The following is a 16873-nucleotide window of genomic DNA, read 5'->3' on the forward strand; positions in this document are numbered from 1 at the left end:
GCTCGCCGCTTCCGGGGCGGTCGACGTCGGCGAGGCCGAACCCGGGGAGGCGGCTGGCGCGGCGGAGCCAGCTGTTTCGCTCGGAGCGCCGGGGGATGCGCCTGGCGAGGAGGTCGGTGGGGCCGGGGATGGCGCGGGTGGCCCGGGCGGCGCAACCACCTCGGAGGTGGCCGCTTCGATGGTGATCGAAATCGCCACCGGCGAGCTTCTCGACACCTCATTGGAGGAGGGCTCCAGCCCGCGTGTGATTCAGGCCCCCGGGGCGCGCGAGGACACCGCGGTGCTCGCCCTGGCTGCGAGTGATGACATCGCGGCCGAGAAGACCGAGCGTCGCTCCTTGATGCGGCGCCGGCGTTTTCGGCCGGCGATCGCCGCGGTGCTCGCCGCCACGGCGCTTCTCGTCACGATGGTGGTGATGACGGGCTTTCTCGGCAAAGGCGGCGGCGCCTCGCAGGCGGCCCCGGTGGTGCAAGCTCCGGATGATGCGCAGGCCAGCGCCCGGGTGGTAAGTGAGGCGACGCGCGCTGCGCTGCACGCCGCAAATTCCGAGCTTCGGGAGGTCTACCGCGAGGCGCATCGCGCCGCTGCACACGAAGGCGCGAGGATCGACGCTGTCGCCGGTGGAGCGTATGCGTTGCAGAGCGCCGCGGCGGTGGCCGAGGCCATGGAGCGTGCCACACCCCGCACCGGATCGTTGCAGGTCACGCTGATCCCCTGGGGCACGCTCTACGTTGGTACGCGCGCGCGAGGCGAAGCTACCCGCCAGCGCCTGGAGCTTCCCGAGGGTCGCCACGAGCTCACCCTGCGTCAGCATGGCGAGGTGCGCGCGCGCCAGACGGTTGACGTGGTGGCGGGGGCTCATAGAATGGTGGTCTTGGAGGCTCCATTTTAACTTCAGCCCCATGTGGTGCGGTCCTCAACGGTGTGGGAGTAGGCGATGGTCGAAGTGCAGCACGAGCAAAGCGGGCTTGAGTTTGGCCCCTCTCCAGTCCCTCTCTCCCGGCATCGCGCCGAGGTCGAAGCGCTGATCTCGCAGGGGAGCGTCGAGAAAGCTCGCCTGCGTCTTGAGGAGGTCGCCCGACAGGCCGACGCCACGCGGGATGCGGCCGAGAACCTGTGGCTCTACAGCTGGCTCGGGCAGGTCTACGTGGCGCTCAACGATGGTGAGCGCGCCTGTGACGCGTTCGCGAAGGCTTACGCCATCGATCCCCGGGAGCAGGAGGTGGCCGCGACCTACTCCGAGCTGCTCGAAGCGCAGGGGCAGCATCGCGAGGCGCTGCAGGTGGCGCAGGTGGTGCTGCTCAACCACAAGCAGGGGCTGGAAGCTGGCGAGGTCGCCGCGCTCTACGATCGTATCGGCGCGCTGCGCGAGGCGCTCGGTGATCATAAAGAAGCTCGCGCCGCCTTTGAGATGGCGCTGGTGGAGGCCCCCGAAGACAAGCAGGCGCTCACCGGACTGTTGCGCGCGGTCGGCGAGCTGGGCGACCCGGCCGATGTGGTCGAGGCGCGGCTGAAGTTGATTCAGGGCCTTGATGATGATCGCGCCCGCTCGATGGCGCTGGTGGCGCTGGGCGACGACTGGGTCAAGACCTTCAACGATCCAGAGCGCGCGCTCGACACCTTTGAAGAGGCCGTGGCCCAGTGGCCGCAGAATCGCCACGCTGTTGAGCGCATCGCCGAGGTCGCGCGCGAACTCGGTGACTTCCGTCGGGTCTGCCGCGCCTACTTCACCCTGAGCGTGATCGCCGAGAGCCACCCGGAGAAAGCCGAGTACCTGATCCGCTCCAGCGATGTGGCCCGCACCGAGCTCTGGGAGTCCGAAAAAGCGTTGGCCGGATACCGCAAGGCCCTTGAGTACGACTCGACTCGCCTCGACGCCTTCAAGTCGGTGACGTCAATCCTCGTCGACGCGCTCGACTGGGAGGAGCTTGAGGCGGCTTACGTCCAGGTGATCGCCGCCAACAGCGAGCGCGATGATGTGGACCCGAACCTTCTGGGTGTGCTCTGGCAAAAGCTCGGCGACCTTTACCGCGACCACCTCGACCGGGCCGATGACGCCATCTTTGCGTTCAATCAGGCCCTGGCCTATCTGCCCGATCACGCCGGGCTGCGCTCGCAGCTTGTCGAGCTCACCGAGGAGCATCCGGAGCATTACGAGACGGCAGTGGCGCATCTGCGCGCGATGGGGCAGACCCCGGGCGTGCAGCCGGGCCAGTGGCTCGATCGGCTGGGTAAGGTGTTTTTGCGCCAGAAAGAAGTCGATAAAGCCTATTGCGTCTACCGCGCATTGCGGGCCAGCGGCGTGCGCCTCGACGCTAAGGCGCTGGGCTTTGTGGAGCGCTTTGACTCCAAAATCCTCAAGCCGATTCGCGGCCAGATCAACCCTGCGATGATGCGGCGCTTTATCTTTGCCCCGGGACTGGAGTCGGAACTCAACGAGTGTTTTCGACTGCTGAAAGGTCCGCTCCAGGAGTGGACTGGCGAGGCGCGAAGCACCTACGGACTTAAGCGGCGCGACCGGGTGAAGCTCAGCGAGAACGTCGCCTTTAACAACTTTTACAAAAACGTCGGCGCGGCGCTCGGTTATGTGGAGCTTCCCGACCTCTGGCGAAAAGATGATCAGGTCGGGCTGGTCAACGGCGCGATGATTCCTGAGGGGCTCATCGTCGGCGGCGACCTCCTTGCGTCGGCGCGCGAGAAGCACATCGCGTTTGTGGTTGCCAAGCAGCTCTTCCTCTTTCTGGACCCCTTCTACCTGGCGGCGATTCGCCCGCAGTCGGACCTGGAGGCCTTCCTCTACCGCGCGGTCGCGCTGGTGCGGCCGGAGGTCGACTACGCGGCGAGCTTCCAGAACGAAGACGCCTTCAAGGTGATGAAACGCGCCTTCCGCGGGGAGGAGATGGGCAAACTTAAGCGCGTGATTGAGGAGATGTTGCAGGGACGCGACGAGATCGCGCTCGGGCCCTGGGTGGAGGCCATTGAGAACACCGCCAACCGCATCGGGCTGATTTTTTGCGATGACCTTTCGGTGGCTGAGGCATGTTTGAAGGAAGAGCCGCGTTGCATCAGCCAGCGCTCACTGGAAAGCCGAATGCGGTCTCTTATTGACTATTCGGTGAGTGAGCAATATCTGTCCCTGCGGCCGCAGTTGGGAATTCAGGTGGCGTAAGTGCCCTGAACGTCCAAAGAGCTGCCGTACCAGCGCCGCCTCGGAGAGGCCAGGGCGGAGAGCTGACTTAGCCTTTGGACATTCCCGGCACAGATCCCATGACCAATATTCGAAACATCGCCATCGTCGCACACGTCGACCACGGCAAGACCACTCTCATCGACGAGCTGCTCAAGCAGAGCAACACCATCGCAGGCCACCGAGAGCTGGCTGAGCGCGCGATGGACTCCAACGATCTTGAGAAAGAACGCGGTATTACCATCGTGGCCAAGTGCACGGCCATCGACTGGGAAGGCTACCGCATCAACATCATCGACACCCCGGGCCACGCCGACTTCGGTGGCGAGGTTGAGCGCGTGCTCAAGCTCGTCGACTCGGTGCTCTTGCTCGTCGACGCGTTTGAGGGCCCGATGCCCCAGACGAAGTTCGTGCTGCGCAAGTCGCTGGAGCTGGGGCTGAAGCCGGTGGTGGTGATCAACAAGATCGACCGCCCCAACGGCCGCCCCGACGCCGTGCTCAATATGGTCTTCGATCTCTTCGGCGATCTTGAGGCGAACGACGAGCAGCTGGACTTCCCGGTGGTCTATGCCTCGGGTCTGGGTGGTTTCGCCAAGAAGGAGCTCGAGGACGAGTCCACCGACATGCGCCCGCTGCTTGAAGCGATCATTGAGCATGTGGCGCCGCCCGCAGATGATCCCGAAGGCCCGCTGCAGATGCAGGTCGCCACGCTGAAGTACGACGAGTACGTCGGGCGCGTGGCCATCGGCCGCGTCTTCAGCGGTAAGATGCGCATCGGTGACCGCGTGGTGCGTTGCCAGCGCGGCGGTGAGCAGGTCGGCGCTCGTATCACCAAGCTCTTCGGTTTTAAGGGGCTTGACCGCATCGATCGCGAAGAAGTCAGCGCCGGCGATATTGTGGCGGTGGCCGGTCTGGAGGGCATCCTGCCCGGTGAGACCATCTGTGCGCCCGATGCCATCAACCCGCTGCCGATGATCGCCATCGATGAGCCCACCGTCTCCATGGTGCTCATGATCAACAACTCGCCCTTCGCCGGTCTGGAGGGCAAGTACCTGACGAGCCGTCAGATTCGCGAGCGTCTGGACCGCGAGCTTGAGCAGAATGTGGCGCTCAAGGTCGAGCCGACCGAGAACAACGACGCGTTCATCGTCTCGGGGCGTGGTGAGCTGCACCTCTCGATCCTCATTGAGCAGATGCGCCGCGAGGGCTTTGAGCTTCAGGTCTCGCAGCCGCGCGTCATCTATCGCGAAGATGAGAATGGCAAGAAGCTTGAGCCGATCGAAGAGGTGATCGTCGAGACCGAGCAAGACTACGCCGGGACGGTTATTCAGAAGCTCAGCGAGCGGAAGGGCGAGCTTGTGCGACTGGATGTGAACAGCGACAACACCCAGCGTCTGGAGTTCCGGGTGCCGTCGCGCGGGCTCTTCGGGTACCGCTCGGAGTTCCTGACCGACACGCGCGGCACCGGCATCATGTACACCAACTTCGCCGGCTATGAGCCCTTCCGCGGGGAGCTCTTGAGCAAGCGTAACGGCGTGCTCATCGCGCTGGAGCGGGGCGACACCACGGCCTACGCGCTCTTCAACCTGCAGGATCGCGGCACGCTCTTCGTGGGCGCCGGTGAGGCGGTCTACGAAGGTCAGATCATCGGTCTGCATAGCCGTGATAACGACCTGGTGGTCAACCCCAACAAGAAGAAGCAGCTCTCCAACATGCGCTCCTCGGGAAGCGATGATGCGCTGATTCTCTCCCCGCCGGTGACGATGACGCTGGAGAAGGCCATCGAGTTCATTGAGGCCGATGAGTACGTGGAGATCACGCCGACCTCGATTCGTCTGCGTAAGGCGGAACTCAATCACAGCCTGCGCAAGCGCAAGTAAGACCCGAAGCGCCACGTAAAAAAGCCCCCGGAGTAGGCGCTCCGGGGGCTTTTTTGTGGGGTGTTCAGGGCTTTCAGGCCCGCGGTTGGTGCCGGGTGTTCAGGCCACCTGATGGCCGACGCGCTTGAGCGTCACCATCTTCGAGGAGAACATCTGAAGCCAGATGGCGTCCTCGGTGGTCACGACCGCCTGGTAACGCCAGGGGGCTCCGCGCTCGGCGCCGACGCGGGAAGGGCGTCGGCCGACGATGCGCATATGCAGATCGGTGCGCTGCTGACAGCTCTCAACGAGGATGCCCACGCGCACCACCTCGCCATCCCGCAGCCCGAAGGCACCCAGGAAGGCCAGGGTGTCGCCGTGGCGGGAGTGCTCGTTGAAGCGTTTGAGCTGCTCGAAGTAGTCGTCGGGCGATTTGAATGTGCAGAGAATCTGTCGCATCGTTGCTCCTGTTGCCGTCCGTGGCTTCGGGAAGCGTGTCCGGCCAGGGTGGCAGCCCGGGCCGGGCGTTGAGGGGGATCGTCGGTTGCCCGACGGTCTGGTTGTAATGCCGATCGCGACGATGCCCAAAAATTTCACTTGCAAAAGATTGCAACGTCCGAGGTGACGATGGAACTCAGTCTGGAGTTGTGGCCGCTGGTGGTGCTGGCCGGACTTGCTGCCGGGCTGATCAACACGCTGGCGGGCAGCGGATCGCTGGTGGTTCTGCCGATGCTGATGCTGCTGGGCCTGGACGCGGGGGAGGCCAACGGCACCAACCGGGTCGGCGTGATGGTGCAGACGCTGGTGGGTATTGTGACACTGGCGCGCGCGGGCAAGGTGGAGATCCGCGGCAACCGCTGGATCCTGGCAGCCACCAGCATCGGCGCGCTCGCGGGTGCGGCGCTGGCGGTAAGGGTGCCCCCTGAGGCGCTGGAGCTTGTGATTGGCTGGGTAATGCTGGCGATGTTGCTGGTGCTGCTCGCGCGGCCACAGAGTTGGATGCGTCAGGGAGGTGAGACGAGCCCGGGAGGCTTCACCCCGGCGCGTGCGCTGCTGCTGGTCGCGGTGGGGGCCTGGGGAGGTTTTTTGCAGGCCGGCGTCGGCGTGCTGCTCCTGATGGCGATGGTCATGGTGCTCGGCAAAGACGTCTCGCGCGCCAACGCGCTCAAACTCGTGGCGGTGAGCATGTTTACGCTGGCTTCGTTGCCGATCTTTATCGCCAAGGGGCAGGTCAACTGGGGGGTGGGACTGGTGGTCGCGCTGGGGCAGGGCGCCGGAGGTTGGCTCGGCGCGCGCATGATGGTGCGCTGGCCGCACGCCGGCCGGTGGGTGCGGTGGGTGCTGATCGCGGTTGTGAGCGTCTCGGCGTTTGAGATCTTGATCGGCAGCGCCCGCGCCTGGCGCTGGATCAGCGCCTGGCTTTAAGTCGACGCGTGGCGCGGGCGCTGATGGGAGCTCATTGGAACTGCTCAAAGAGGAAGCTCTCGCCGGAGTCTTCTTCCTGGCGGGGCGCATAGTCGGTCGGCGCGGTGCCAACCAGGAAGACTTCTTCGTAACCCGTTTCTTCGGAGCGGGCGAGCTTGCCGGAGACGGGGTCGATCAGCGCCGTGGTGATCCCGGTGACGGGGGGCTCAAAGGTCAGTGGCTCATCGCGATCTTCGAGCGCGTCGATGAGGAAGTCACGGAAGATCGGGCCGGCGACTGTGCCGCCGTACTGGCGAGCACCCAGCGAGCGGTTGTCGCCAAAACCGACCCAGGTTCCCACGACCAGATCGGGGGTGTAGCCGACCAGCCAGGCGTCGCGGCTGTCGTTGGTCGTGCCGGTCTTTGCGGCAACCGGGTGACCGACCGCCTTGAGCAAGCCCGCGGTGCCGCCGCGGCGGTTGCCTTTGCTGTCGACATAACCTTCGACCGCGCTCTGCAGCAGGGAGGTCGTGAGGTAGGCGACCTCCGGGGCCAGCACAGGCTCGGCGTGGGTCTGGAAAAGATCGCGGTCGCCGCGAGCCGACTCCACGCGGCGCAGGTACCGGGGTTCTGCGAGCTGGCCGCCCGCGGCAAAGGTGGCGTAGGCGTTGGTGATCTCGATGGGGGGCATTTCACTCGAACCCATGACCATCGTGTAGTTGTCGACCACCGGGCTCTTCACCCCGACGCGTTTGGCGAAGTCGATGGCTTTGGGCAGCGTGATGTCATCGAGCACGCGCACCGAGACCACGTTGCGGCTCGCCGCGAGGCCCTCGCGCACGCTGATAGGTCCTCGCCACTTGCCGTCGGAGTTTCGTGGCGACCAGCTCTGGCCGCCGGGCAGCTGATAGACGGTAGGGCTGTCGAGGTAGATGGTGGCCGGGGTGATGACTTTCGATTCCAGGGCCGCCGCATAGACCAGGGTCTTAAACGAGGACCCGGTCTGACGGCGCGCCTGGAGCGCGTGGTTGTACTTGTTGGTGTTGAAGTCGTATCCGCCCACCAGCGCACGAACCTCGCGGGTGACAGGATCGATGGCGACCAGCGCGACCTCGGCGCTGGTCTCGAAGCGCACAAGCACCGGGTCGACCGTGTCGGCGCCGACCTCCGCCAGGGGTTGCACGCGCAACACATCGCCGCGAGCAAAGACCTCGTCGACGGCTCTGGCTTCAGGGCCTTCTCCGAGGATGCGGGTGCGGGGATCGAGTGCGAGCGTCGCTTTGACCTGGCCGATTTGCAGGTCGACGCGCTCCTCGTCGGGGTCGACCGCGGTCACCACGCCTTCATACACCTGCGAGGGGCGCAGCGTGCCGCCGTGCTCCTCGTGCTGTCGGGCGATGTGCTTGGCGATGTCGCCTTCGTCGAGGCGGCGTTTGGGCTTGAAGTAGCCCTGGCGCTGGTCGTAGGTGCGAAGCCCCTGGCGCGCGGCGCGCTCGGCGGCCATCTGCATGTCGAGGTCGACGGTGGTGTGGATGCGCAGCCCGCCGGTGTAGACCTTCTCTTCGCCATAGCGTTCGATGAGGTCGCGGCGGATATGTTCGACAAAGTAGGGCGCGCTGCCCAGGTGGGGTTTGGACTGCGAGCGGGGGACGACCTCGATTTCGGTCGCGTCGGCCTCGCGGTAGACGCCCTCCTCAATAAACCCCTTCTCCCAGAGCTGACGAAGCACGTAGGAGCGCCGGGCCATGGCACCCTCCATGTTGCGGAAGGGGGTGTTGGCCTCCGGCCCGGAGGTGAGTCCGGCGATGAGGGCGGCCTCCTGCACGTTGAGGTCGCTGACGCTCTTGCCGAAGTAGTGTTGTGCGGCCTCCTCGACACCGTGGGTGCCGTGACCCAGGTAGATGGTGTTGAGGTAGAGGTAAAGAATGTCTTCTTTGGTGAGGTTCTTCTCCAATTCGCGCGCGAGTATCATCTCTTTGATCTTACGTTCGTAGGCGCGCTCGGGCGTGAGCATGAGGTTTTTGATGGTCTGCTGGGTGATCGTCGAGGTGCCGCGCATGCCCTGGTCGTAGCGGAGCGCGTAGTACACCGCGCGCACAAGCCCGATGTAGTCGACGCCTGAGTGTGTCATGAACTCGGCGTCTTCGGCGGCCATAAACGCGTTCTGAACCACCGGGGGGATGCGGTCGAGCGCCACCAACGTGCGGCGCTCGCCAGGCTTATGAAACTCGGCGATGAGCTCGCCGTCCGCGGCAAAGACCTGGGAGACCTGAGGCGGGTTGTAGTCTTCGCGCTTGAGGATCTCGGGGAGATCACGACCGAAGTAGTAAAAGATGCCGGCGAGTCCGGCCACGCCGGCGAGTCCGGCCAGGATGATGAGGATGATCATCCATTTGAAGAGAGACGCCAGGCGGCTGCCGCCGGAGCGACGGGATTTGGATCGTTTGGAAGAGCGTCGGGATCGGGCCATAACTTCGTCCTGGGGGGCCGAGGGAGCATCGGGGGAACCCGGTGCGCGACCAGTCGCATTCCCCGCCCCGCGCGCGGGGAGGCTCGCCCGGCCAGCAGGCGGGGCAGGCGCCGAGGGTCAGGGCGGCGAGGGGGAGTCCTCGGGCAGAGTAGATGGCGGGGGTGGGGTGTCAAGGCCGGGGGTGGGGGCGCACCCCCGTTCGCTGGCCTGAATCTCTAAGATGGCCAGATCGGCGGATGACGTCGTCAGATGCAGCTCGGAGATGGGCGTCGGGCTAAAGAGCTCGTATCGCCAGCGGCCCTGACCCAGTGGCGTCGGGATGGCGGGGTGGGTGGTCGGAGTGGTGGCCACGCTCAGGGTGGGAAGCTCCTCCCCGGGCGAGGTGACCAGGATGGAGGTGTGGCAGACCCGAGCGGAGGGCGCGAAGCGGGTTCGCAGGTGGCCGCCGGCCAGGTGCAGGGGATGCTCGCGGCGAAAGGCGTTCTGGAAGTGGTAGGTCAGCCCCTGTTGGGAGAGAAAGAACCCGGTGTGTGGGATCGGAGCGCGTAGCCCGGGGTTGAGTGAGTCGATGATCGGCGGGGCGACGAAGGGCTCCACAGCGCCCGGGGTGCAGTGCGAAGAGGGGGGGCGCAGGTTGCCGAGTTGGTCCAGCGTGGTGGGGGAGACGCGCATCAGCGTGCAGTGCTCGGGGGCGAGCGCGTTCAGCACGTTGACGTCGGATGGAAGGACGGTGTCGGCCAACCCCTGACGGTAGCTGATGCGGGCACTGTCGGGGGCCACATGGCGGTTAAAACGCGAGCTCTGACGAGGTGAGTTTTCATAATAGTTATTATCGAGAGGTTCTCGGAAGAAGAGACTTCCTTCGACATGCAGGTTCGCGTCGGGGGTGGCGTGGGTGTCGGGCGCGCGCTCGGCGCGGTTGGCGTAAAAGGTCGCCCAGGCGATCGTTGCGTCGCCGCGGGTGCTCAGCGCGCCGCCGACGCGCGCCAGGTTAAACCCAAAGGTCAGGTGCGCGAGCCGCGCGTAGGTCCGCGAGCTGATCGCGCCCCCGGGGCCCGCCATGGCGCGGGTGCGGTTGTACCAGAGCGCAAGTCGTTCGCCGCGAAGTTGGCCGATGTTGTAGATCGCGCCTCCCTCATCGGCCTGGTTGAGCGTGAACTGTCCGTCCGAGAGCATGAGCTCGCCCTCGTTGACGATCGCGCCGCCGCGCTTTCCCTGATTGTCGATGGCCTGCACGTGGCCGAGCATCGCGAAGCTGTCGGGGCCGACCATGAGCCCGCCGGTGCTCTGTGCGCTGCGGTTGCCGATCATCGCGAGATCGTCGGCGATCAGGTTGGCGTGTGCGGCGACGGCGGCGGGCGCGCTCTCGCTGACATTGTTCTGAAAGCTCACGTCGTAGAGCTCCAGGTCGCCCCTGGCGAGGATCGCAGGGGCGTCCGGCCCGGCCGCATTCTCAAGGGTCAGGCGGGCCAGCGTCAGCCTGTGGCCGGCCTGAAGCTCGAAGGCGCCGGTCAGGGCGCTGGTGGTGATCACGCTGTGCCGGGGGCCACTTCCCAGGATGACGAGGTCTTTGTCGACGACGATCAGGTCCTCAAGCTCCACCGGGCCGAGAGCGTCGGGGAGGTAGAGCGTGGTGCCGTCCCGAGCCTCGGCGATGGCGCGGCGCAGGCTGTCGTCGCCGCGGTCGAGCGGAGAGGTGATGGTGCGGGCGTCGATGAAGGTCGGCCGGAGCTCGATGCGGCTGTGCTCGGTGAGCTCAAGGGTGTGTTGAGCGGGTAGAGGACGACCAAGCCAGGGGGATCCGTCGGGCAGAGTGCCGTGCGCCCAGCTGTAGGTCAGCGTGTAGGTCCCCGCGGGAAGGCCTTCCACCACGCGGTCCGGGCTCAGGGCGATGGCCGCTCCGTTGGAGGCGCGCAGCGTCATGGTCATCGACGCCCCCTCGGGGAGCCCCTCGGGAGATACCCGCACTTTCGCGGCCTGCTGACCGGGGGCGGGGACGAAGGCCAAAACGACCTCATGAAGCCGTCCGGGAAGAAGGTGCACCTCGACCTGGCGCAGATCGGGGACGAAACGTGTTCCGTCCGCCGCGATGTTCGGAGCGCTCAAGCGGTAGCTTCCAGGGGGAAGATGATGCAGGGAGGTGTCGGCTTTAAGTGGGATGCGTTCGCCCGTGGGGGCCAGCAGCACCGCCGGCGTCGACACGCCCTCGGGGAGGCCGCTCAGGCCGACGCTAAGGGTCGCATTCCGGCTCTCGACCGCGGTGCAGGTCATGACGATAGGGAGCACGTCGACGCTCCCTCGATGCAGCGCGCGCACCTCCAGTTCATGCGTGTAGACCCCGGGTGATGCCGGGCAGCTCACCTCCACTTTCACCTCCGCGCTGGCATAGCCGGGAAGCGTAAGATGTGCCGGTGAGGGCACGACCTCCTCCGAGGAGGCGACGAAGGCGTAAGCCTGCGTGTGCTCACGCTGATTTTCGATGGTGATGCGCACCACCCGCGATTGGCCGGGAGCGGCGTCAAGTTCAAGACGGGGAGGTTCCAGTTTGAGCCTGGATGTCCCGGTTGCCTCGGCGCATGAGACAAGCGCCAGAGCCAGCCCACAGAAAACGATCGCCACGAAAGATGTTCGGAACATGCTCCCCCCAGAGATGAACGATGGTGCCGTCGCAAGAACTCGCCGCGACGCTCTCAAACTACGTTCGGGTGCGCCTTCGGCAAGCGCTTCAGGGATGATTTCACGCGTGGCAAAGCCGGGCTGGCCTTGTTACGTTTCGTTCACAGATTGCCTCCCCTGAAATCCCTGTGGCGCGCTGCCGCGATCGAACCATTGAGTCAGGAGTACTATGAGCGCCGACGCTTTACCCCCGCAGTCCTCCGAGGCGATGAGCCCGGAGGCGGCATCGCGCATCGCCCATGATCTCGTAAAAAACGTCTCCAGCGTCTTTCGTGGCAAGGAGCAGGCGGTGCGCTGGACGGTGGCCAGCGCGATCGCCCGCGGGCATGTGCTGCTCGAAGATGTGCCGGGGGTGGGGAAGACCACCCTGGCGCTGGCGCTCGCCCGAAGCCTGGGCTTGAGTTTTCAACGTGTGCAGTTCACGAGCGACCTCTTACCCGGTGATATCGTCGGGGTCTCGGTCTTCTCGCAGTCCCGCGAGACCTTTACCTTTCGTCCCGGGCCGATCTTCAACGGGCTGATCCTCGCTGATGAGATCAACCGCACCACGCCGCGCACGCAGTCCGCCCTGCTGGAGGCCATGAGCGAGGGGCGCGTGAGCGTCGATGATCACACCTACGATCTTCCCGATCCCTTTCTGGTGATCGCCACGCAGAACCCCCTCGATCATCACGGCACCTACCCGCTCCCCGAGAGTCAGCTCGACCGCTTCATGATGCGCCTCTCCATCGGGTATCCGCGACGCGATGTGGAGCGCGCGATCATCATGGAGCGCGGCATGATCGAGCCGGTGCAGGCGCTTGAGGCGGTCTGCAGCAGCGACGAGCTGCGCGCGGTCCAGAGCATGGCCGCGCGGGTGCGCGTCGAGGAGAGCCTGGTGGACTACGTGCTCGAAGTGGTGGAGCGGACCCGCGCCCACGATCAGATTCGGGTCGGGGTGAGCACCCGCGGGGTGCTCGCGATGATGCGCGGGGTGCGCGCGGTGGCGCTGATGGAAGGTCGCACCTTCGCAGTACCGGATGACGCCCGGGAGCTCTTCGTGCCGACGCTTGCCCACCGCCTGAGCATGACGTCAGGCGGGCAGGATCGAGGGCGCAGTGAGGCGCTTATCGAGTCGATCGTGGCGTCGGTGCCCGTGCCGACCTGAGGCTCCGGGGTCGAAGTCTCAGCGGCAGGCGCGGCGCTTCAGCGCACTGAGCGCCGCAGCGCCGCGACCACCTCCCGGGCGTGGCGGCGGAGCTCACGTGCCTGCATCGGGCCATAGGGGCCGCCGCCAAAGCGCACACTGAGGTAGCGCCGTTTAAACGCCTCCACATGCACGCGACTCTCGGCGTCGAGACTCGCTGCGACGCGCTCCAGGTAGCGCTGCGGGCCCTCGTCGTCGCGACGCTCCAGGCCTTTGCTGGCCCCGGCCCGCGCGATCTTCTCGAAGACGCGGCTGACCTCATAATGAGCCATCTTTTGAGGTCGATTCACCAGCATCAACGCCACCGTGAAAGCCCCGCCCACGCTGAAGGCGCCCAGCAGGGCGTGCTCAATCGACCAGCCCAGAAACCAGCTCACCCAGAGGGCTCCGGCGCTCATCCACAATGAGATGCCCAGCGCGCGGCGTGTCGGGCTGCGCGCCACTCCGGTGGCGCCTCGCCAGCCGGAGGCGGCGATCAACGCGAGCCACCCTATGCCAAAGATGGCGTCTTTGATCGGGATGGTCTCCTGCTCCTTTTCGTCCTCGCCAGGGGACTCCCGCTGCGAGGGGGCACCTTTCGGCGCGACCACCCGGGCCACGCGACGCAGCACGGCGATCTGCGCCTGAATGTCATACTCCAGCACCCACTTGAACCAGGCCTGGCGCATCGCGTCGTACGCGTCTGCGCCCAGGCGCATCAGCGCCGCGCGCTGCCCAAAGCCGCTTTCAATCGCCGGGGTGGCCTCCACCGGCACCCACCCCAGGTCGGGAACGAAGACCTCAATCCAGGCGTGTGCGTCGCCCTGGCGCACGGTGAGGTAGTCGCCCACGTCGTTCCATGTGCCGCCTAGAAAGCCATTGACCAGCCGGGTGGGGATGCCCTGAGAGCGCAACATCAGCGCGGCCGCCGTGGCGAAGTATTCGCAGTGGCCAGCGCGGGTGTCGAAGAGAAAGGAGGCGATGGGCTGGTCGGGGTTCACCTCCGGAAGATCGGTCGTGTAGGTGAACTCGCGGGCGAAGTAGCCGGCGATGGCCCGGGCGCTGCTATAAGGATCGCCGCTGGCGGCGGTGATCTCTTCGGCGAGCGTGCCGATGCGGGGATCGAAGTTGTCCGGGAGCTGAGTGTACATGCTCTCCAGGCGCGGGTTGAGCGTGCGGCCCTCGGTGCGCTGAAGTGCGGTGGGGGGCGGCGCATCATAGAAGCGCAGCGAGTAGGTCAGCCCCAGCTCGGAGTCCATCGTGTGGCGAAGATCACCGTAGTGGTCCCGGGTGAGGCTGGCCGCCCGCGTGCCGATGAGCTGCGCCACCTCTCCCAGCCCGAGCTCGATCGATGCCGGGGGCCAGAGCGTGGGCAGGATGTTGGTGCCCAGCGGCTCCAGGTAGATCTGCACCTGACGAGGTGTCTCATCGGCCAGGACACGGTCCAGCGCCGAGGGGCGTAAAAATCCCAGGTCGTAGCGCGCCTTGCGGCTGTAGGGGGCCGGGCGCTCGCTGTTGCCCCGGGTGCGGCTCCAGAGGCGGCCATCGTAGCTGTCGAAGGTCATCGCTCGCCAGCGCATCGACCCGGTGTCCGTGGGCTGCTCGCCATCGGGAAACTCCACGCGCATCACCACCTGCGGGTTCGAGCGCAGCACGCCGTGACTTCCCAGCTCGACGTCTTCGGAGAACCCCGCCACCGAGAGGCTCTCGCGGGACTGGGTGACGAAGAGCCCCAGTCCGACCCGCGGGAAGGTGAAGAAGATCAGCAGCGAGGAGGCGAAGATCGCCAGGCTGATCGCCGCGAGCACCGAGACGTAGAAGCGATCGAAGGGGGATTTGCGCGGGGCTCGGAGCAGCGGTCGCCGCTCGCTCTCGCTCTTCAGATGGAAGAGCGCCATCGTGAAGGTGCCCGAGAGGATGTAGGCTCCGAAGAGCAGTCCAAAGCTCAACCCCTCATTGGCCGCGCTCGCTGCGGCAAAGGTCAGCAGGCTGAGTGCGTGAAGCTGAAGCTCATCGCGGGGGCCGCGACGGCTGATGAGCTTGATGAGGATGAGCACCAGCACAAAACGGATCCCCAACGCGATGACGTCGGCCAGGGGATTGGTCAGGTACTCGGTGACGGTGAGCACGAGCACGGTGAGGATGAGCGTGTTCCAGAGCCAGTTCTGGCGAATCAGCCCCGGGATCACGTGGCGAATCAGGGGCGCGGCCAACGCGACCAGCGGGAACATCGCCAGCATCACCACGCCGGTGGCACCACCGAAGACGACCGCCAGGAACGCCAGCGCCAGGGAGATGTAGAGAAAGATCTCGTGGAGGCGCTCCAGTCGCTGCACAAAGGGGGTCATGCGCGCTCCTGCGAGTCGGTGAGGAGGTCGTCAAAGCTCAGTGAGACGCTGCCCTCCATGCTCGGATGGGCTGTAAAGCCGATGCGCACAAGCGCCGGGGAAGCGCTCCCGAGGGTCGTGGTGGGCGGCTGAGGCTGCTGAGCCGAGGCGGGCAAGAGCTCCACCAGCGCAAGGCGTGTTAGCATGGCGTCGAGATCGTGGGCCGGAAGGGCTGCGTCCTGGTCATCGGGGCGGGGTGCGCACACCAGCTCGGTGCGGTAGCCCGCCGCGATCAACGCCTCGATTAGCCCGGCGACATGTTCGATGCCGCGCTCAAAGTGTTGCTGCTCCCCGGGCGTAACCACCGCGCCGATCGCGCGGTTGTCGAGCAGGATCACCACATCTCGCCGATCATTGGACTCAAGCTCACGCACCACCGGGGCGGTGCGGCGGGCGGTGGACTTCCAGTGGATCGCGCGCTGATCTTCGCCGTCGCGGTAGTCGCGAAGCCCGAAGAAGTCTTCGCCACGGCCGGCGCGGCTCTGCGAGGTGTCGCCCAGCTGCTGGTGGATGTGTGCGACGCGGGTCGAGGTGGGGCGGCTGCGAGGATAGACGATGAGGCGCTGGGCCTGATCGATCTCGCGGGATTTTTCAAAAAAACCGAAGGGAAAGCGCGTGGAGATCTGCACGCCTGGGAGCAGGTAAGCCCCCCGCACCGGCAGCTCGTAGTGGGTGGCCAACGCGGTCTGCCGGGCGGCGTCAGCGCGCAGGCAGTATGCGGCCGCCAGGGGGCGCTCATCGTCGTTGGTCTGGGTGCGCCAGAACTTCCACCAGGCGTGTCGGGGAGGGGCCAGCGAACGGCCGCGCTGCGGGCCGGCGACCACGAAAGGGCTGTGCTCGGCGACCTCAATGCTCAGGGAGGGCCATCGGCCCCGGTTCTCCAGGATGAAGCGGCCGGCGGCCGGCTCTCCGGCGAACACGCGGGCGGGGAGCTCGCGCTTGACGCGGAGCGTGCGCAAGACCGCTTCGCTGAGCAGGCCGCTGGCCACGATCAGCGAGAGCATCATGCCCAGCAACAAAAAGAGGAGGTTGTTGCCGGTGTTGATCGCTCCGAACCCGACAGCGAGCGTCATCAGCACAAAAAACTTACCCGGCGTGGTCAGCGCCAGATGGCGAGGCGGACGCAGCCAGGCGCGGCGGGAATCCCCGGGTGGTGAGGCGGAGACGTCAGTGGTGTTGAGCATAAGGGGGCCGGGAGAAGACAGCGATCGACTCGGGCAAACTCAGCACCACCTTGTGGAGTGCAAGAGGCGCGGGACGTCAGCGGGACGCCGGGGCAAAATAACGATCGATGGCGTCGAGGAGCGCTTGCGCCTCCCGCCGTGCGAGCTGGCCCTCGGGCGAGAGGGTGTCAGGCTGGCGAGCGATAAGGTCGCGAAGATGCGCTTCAAAGCCGGCGCGATCGTTCTTTGCGATCGCCTCCAGTGAGGCCCTGGCGAGCGCGACGTCCGGGGCGTCGGGCGCGGCCTGCTCGGCGGCGTCGATGTGCCGGGTGCAGGCGACGAGATCACGGCCGAAGTCCGCTACGCAGCTGCGCCTGGCGAGCATCAGGTGCACCTCCGCGTTGAGATGTTCCGGAGGTGCCGTTGCGAGGGTGGCCAGCAGGGCGTTGAGCTCGTCGGAGCGTTCCAGGCGGGCGGCGGCGCCCTCGGCGCGGGCACCCAGCTCGAGGTTTCGCGCCAGCCAATAACGCGCCTCATTAACATCATTACAAAAACTCAAAAC

At 65.9% G+C, this 16873-nt stretch carries 11 protein-coding genes; 5 read left to right on the forward strand and 6 right to left on the reverse strand.

The annotated features are described in order from the left end of the window. The 3 genes from FRC96_RS22380 to typA all read left to right on the forward strand — a co-directional run. A partial coding sequence (locus FRC96_RS22380) for a hypothetical protein (RefSeq protein ID WP_230470376.1) occupies nucleotides 1-892 on the forward strand: 892 nt, incomplete at its 5' end. 45 nt (nucleotides 893-937) lie between these two features. Beyond that, entirely contained in the window at nucleotides 938-3169 is a 2232-nt protein-coding gene (locus tag FRC96_RS16975) for a tetratricopeptide repeat protein (protein WP_146976187.1), read from the forward strand. Nucleotides 3170-3267: 98 nt separating this feature from the next. After that, nucleotides 3268-5067, forward strand: a complete 1800-nt coding sequence (gene typA, locus FRC96_RS16980; RefSeq protein ID WP_146976189.1) for a translational GTPase TypA — start codon at nucleotides 3268-3270, stop codon at nucleotides 5065-5067. A gap of 99 nt (nucleotides 5068-5166) precedes the next feature. On the opposite strand, the gene FRC96_RS16985 is transcribed toward typA, so the two are convergent. Then, nucleotides 5167-5505 (reverse strand): hypothetical protein, encoded by a 339-nt coding sequence (locus tag FRC96_RS16985; RefSeq protein WP_146976191.1) that lies wholly within the window; start codon nucleotides 5503-5505, stop codon nucleotides 5167-5169. A 168-nt stretch (nucleotides 5506-5673) separates the two neighbouring features. Here FRC96_RS16985 and FRC96_RS16990 point away from each other — a divergent pair, with 168 nt between their 5' ends. Then, on the forward strand, nucleotides 5674-6471 hold the full coding sequence (locus tag FRC96_RS16990; RefSeq protein ID WP_146976193.1) for a sulfite exporter TauE/SafE family protein: 798 nt from the start codon (nucleotides 5674-5676) through the stop codon (nucleotides 6469-6471). Nucleotides 6472-6502: 31 nt separating this feature from the next. Here FRC96_RS16990 and FRC96_RS16995 read toward each other — a convergent pair whose 3' ends face one another. Together FRC96_RS16995 and FRC96_RS17000 are read right to left on the reverse strand one after the other, a co-directional pair. Further along, the gene (locus FRC96_RS16995; protein ID WP_146976195.1) at nucleotides 6503-8920 is read right to left on the reverse strand and encodes a penicillin-binding protein 1A; all 2418 of its coding nucleotides are present in this window, start codon (nucleotides 8918-8920) and stop codon (nucleotides 6503-6505) included. A gap of 117 nt (nucleotides 8921-9037) precedes the next feature. Next, complete coding sequence (locus tag FRC96_RS17000; protein WP_146976196.1) at nucleotides 9038-11557, reverse strand: hypothetical protein; 2520 nt, start codon at nucleotides 11555-11557, stop codon at nucleotides 9038-9040. Nucleotides 11558-11765: 208 nt separating this feature from the next. On the opposite strand from FRC96_RS17000, the gene FRC96_RS17005 reads away from it, so the two are divergent. Beyond that, on the forward strand, nucleotides 11766-12743 hold the full coding sequence (locus FRC96_RS17005; RefSeq protein WP_230470377.1) for an AAA family ATPase: 978 nt from the start codon (nucleotides 11766-11768) through the stop codon (nucleotides 12741-12743). 38 nt (nucleotides 12744-12781) lie between these two features. Here FRC96_RS17005 and FRC96_RS17010 read toward each other — a convergent pair whose 3' ends face one another. The 3 genes from FRC96_RS17010 to FRC96_RS22385 all read right to left on the reverse strand — a co-directional run. After that, on the reverse strand, nucleotides 12782-15109 hold the full coding sequence (locus FRC96_RS17010) for a transglutaminase TgpA family protein (protein WP_146976198.1): 2328 nt from the start codon (nucleotides 15107-15109) through the stop codon (nucleotides 12782-12784). Then, nucleotides 15106-16332 carry a DUF58 domain-containing protein gene (locus FRC96_RS17015; RefSeq protein ID WP_146976200.1) on the reverse strand — a complete coding sequence of 409 codons (1227 nt, stop codon included), beginning with the start codon at nucleotides 16330-16332 and terminating at the stop codon, nucleotides 15106-15108. Before FRC96_RS17015 ends, FRC96_RS17010 begins: the two co-directional genes overlap by 4 nt. Nucleotides 16333-16408: 76 nt before the next feature. After that, the coding region (locus FRC96_RS22385; RefSeq protein ID WP_230470378.1) for a hypothetical protein at nucleotides 16409-16873 on the reverse strand (465 nt) is incomplete at its 5' end.

It is taken from the genome of Lujinxingia vulgaris (assembly GCF_007997005.1).
In the GTDB taxonomy this organism is placed as follows: domain Bacteria; phylum Myxococcota_A; class Bradymonadia; order Bradymonadales; family Bradymonadaceae; genus Lujinxingia.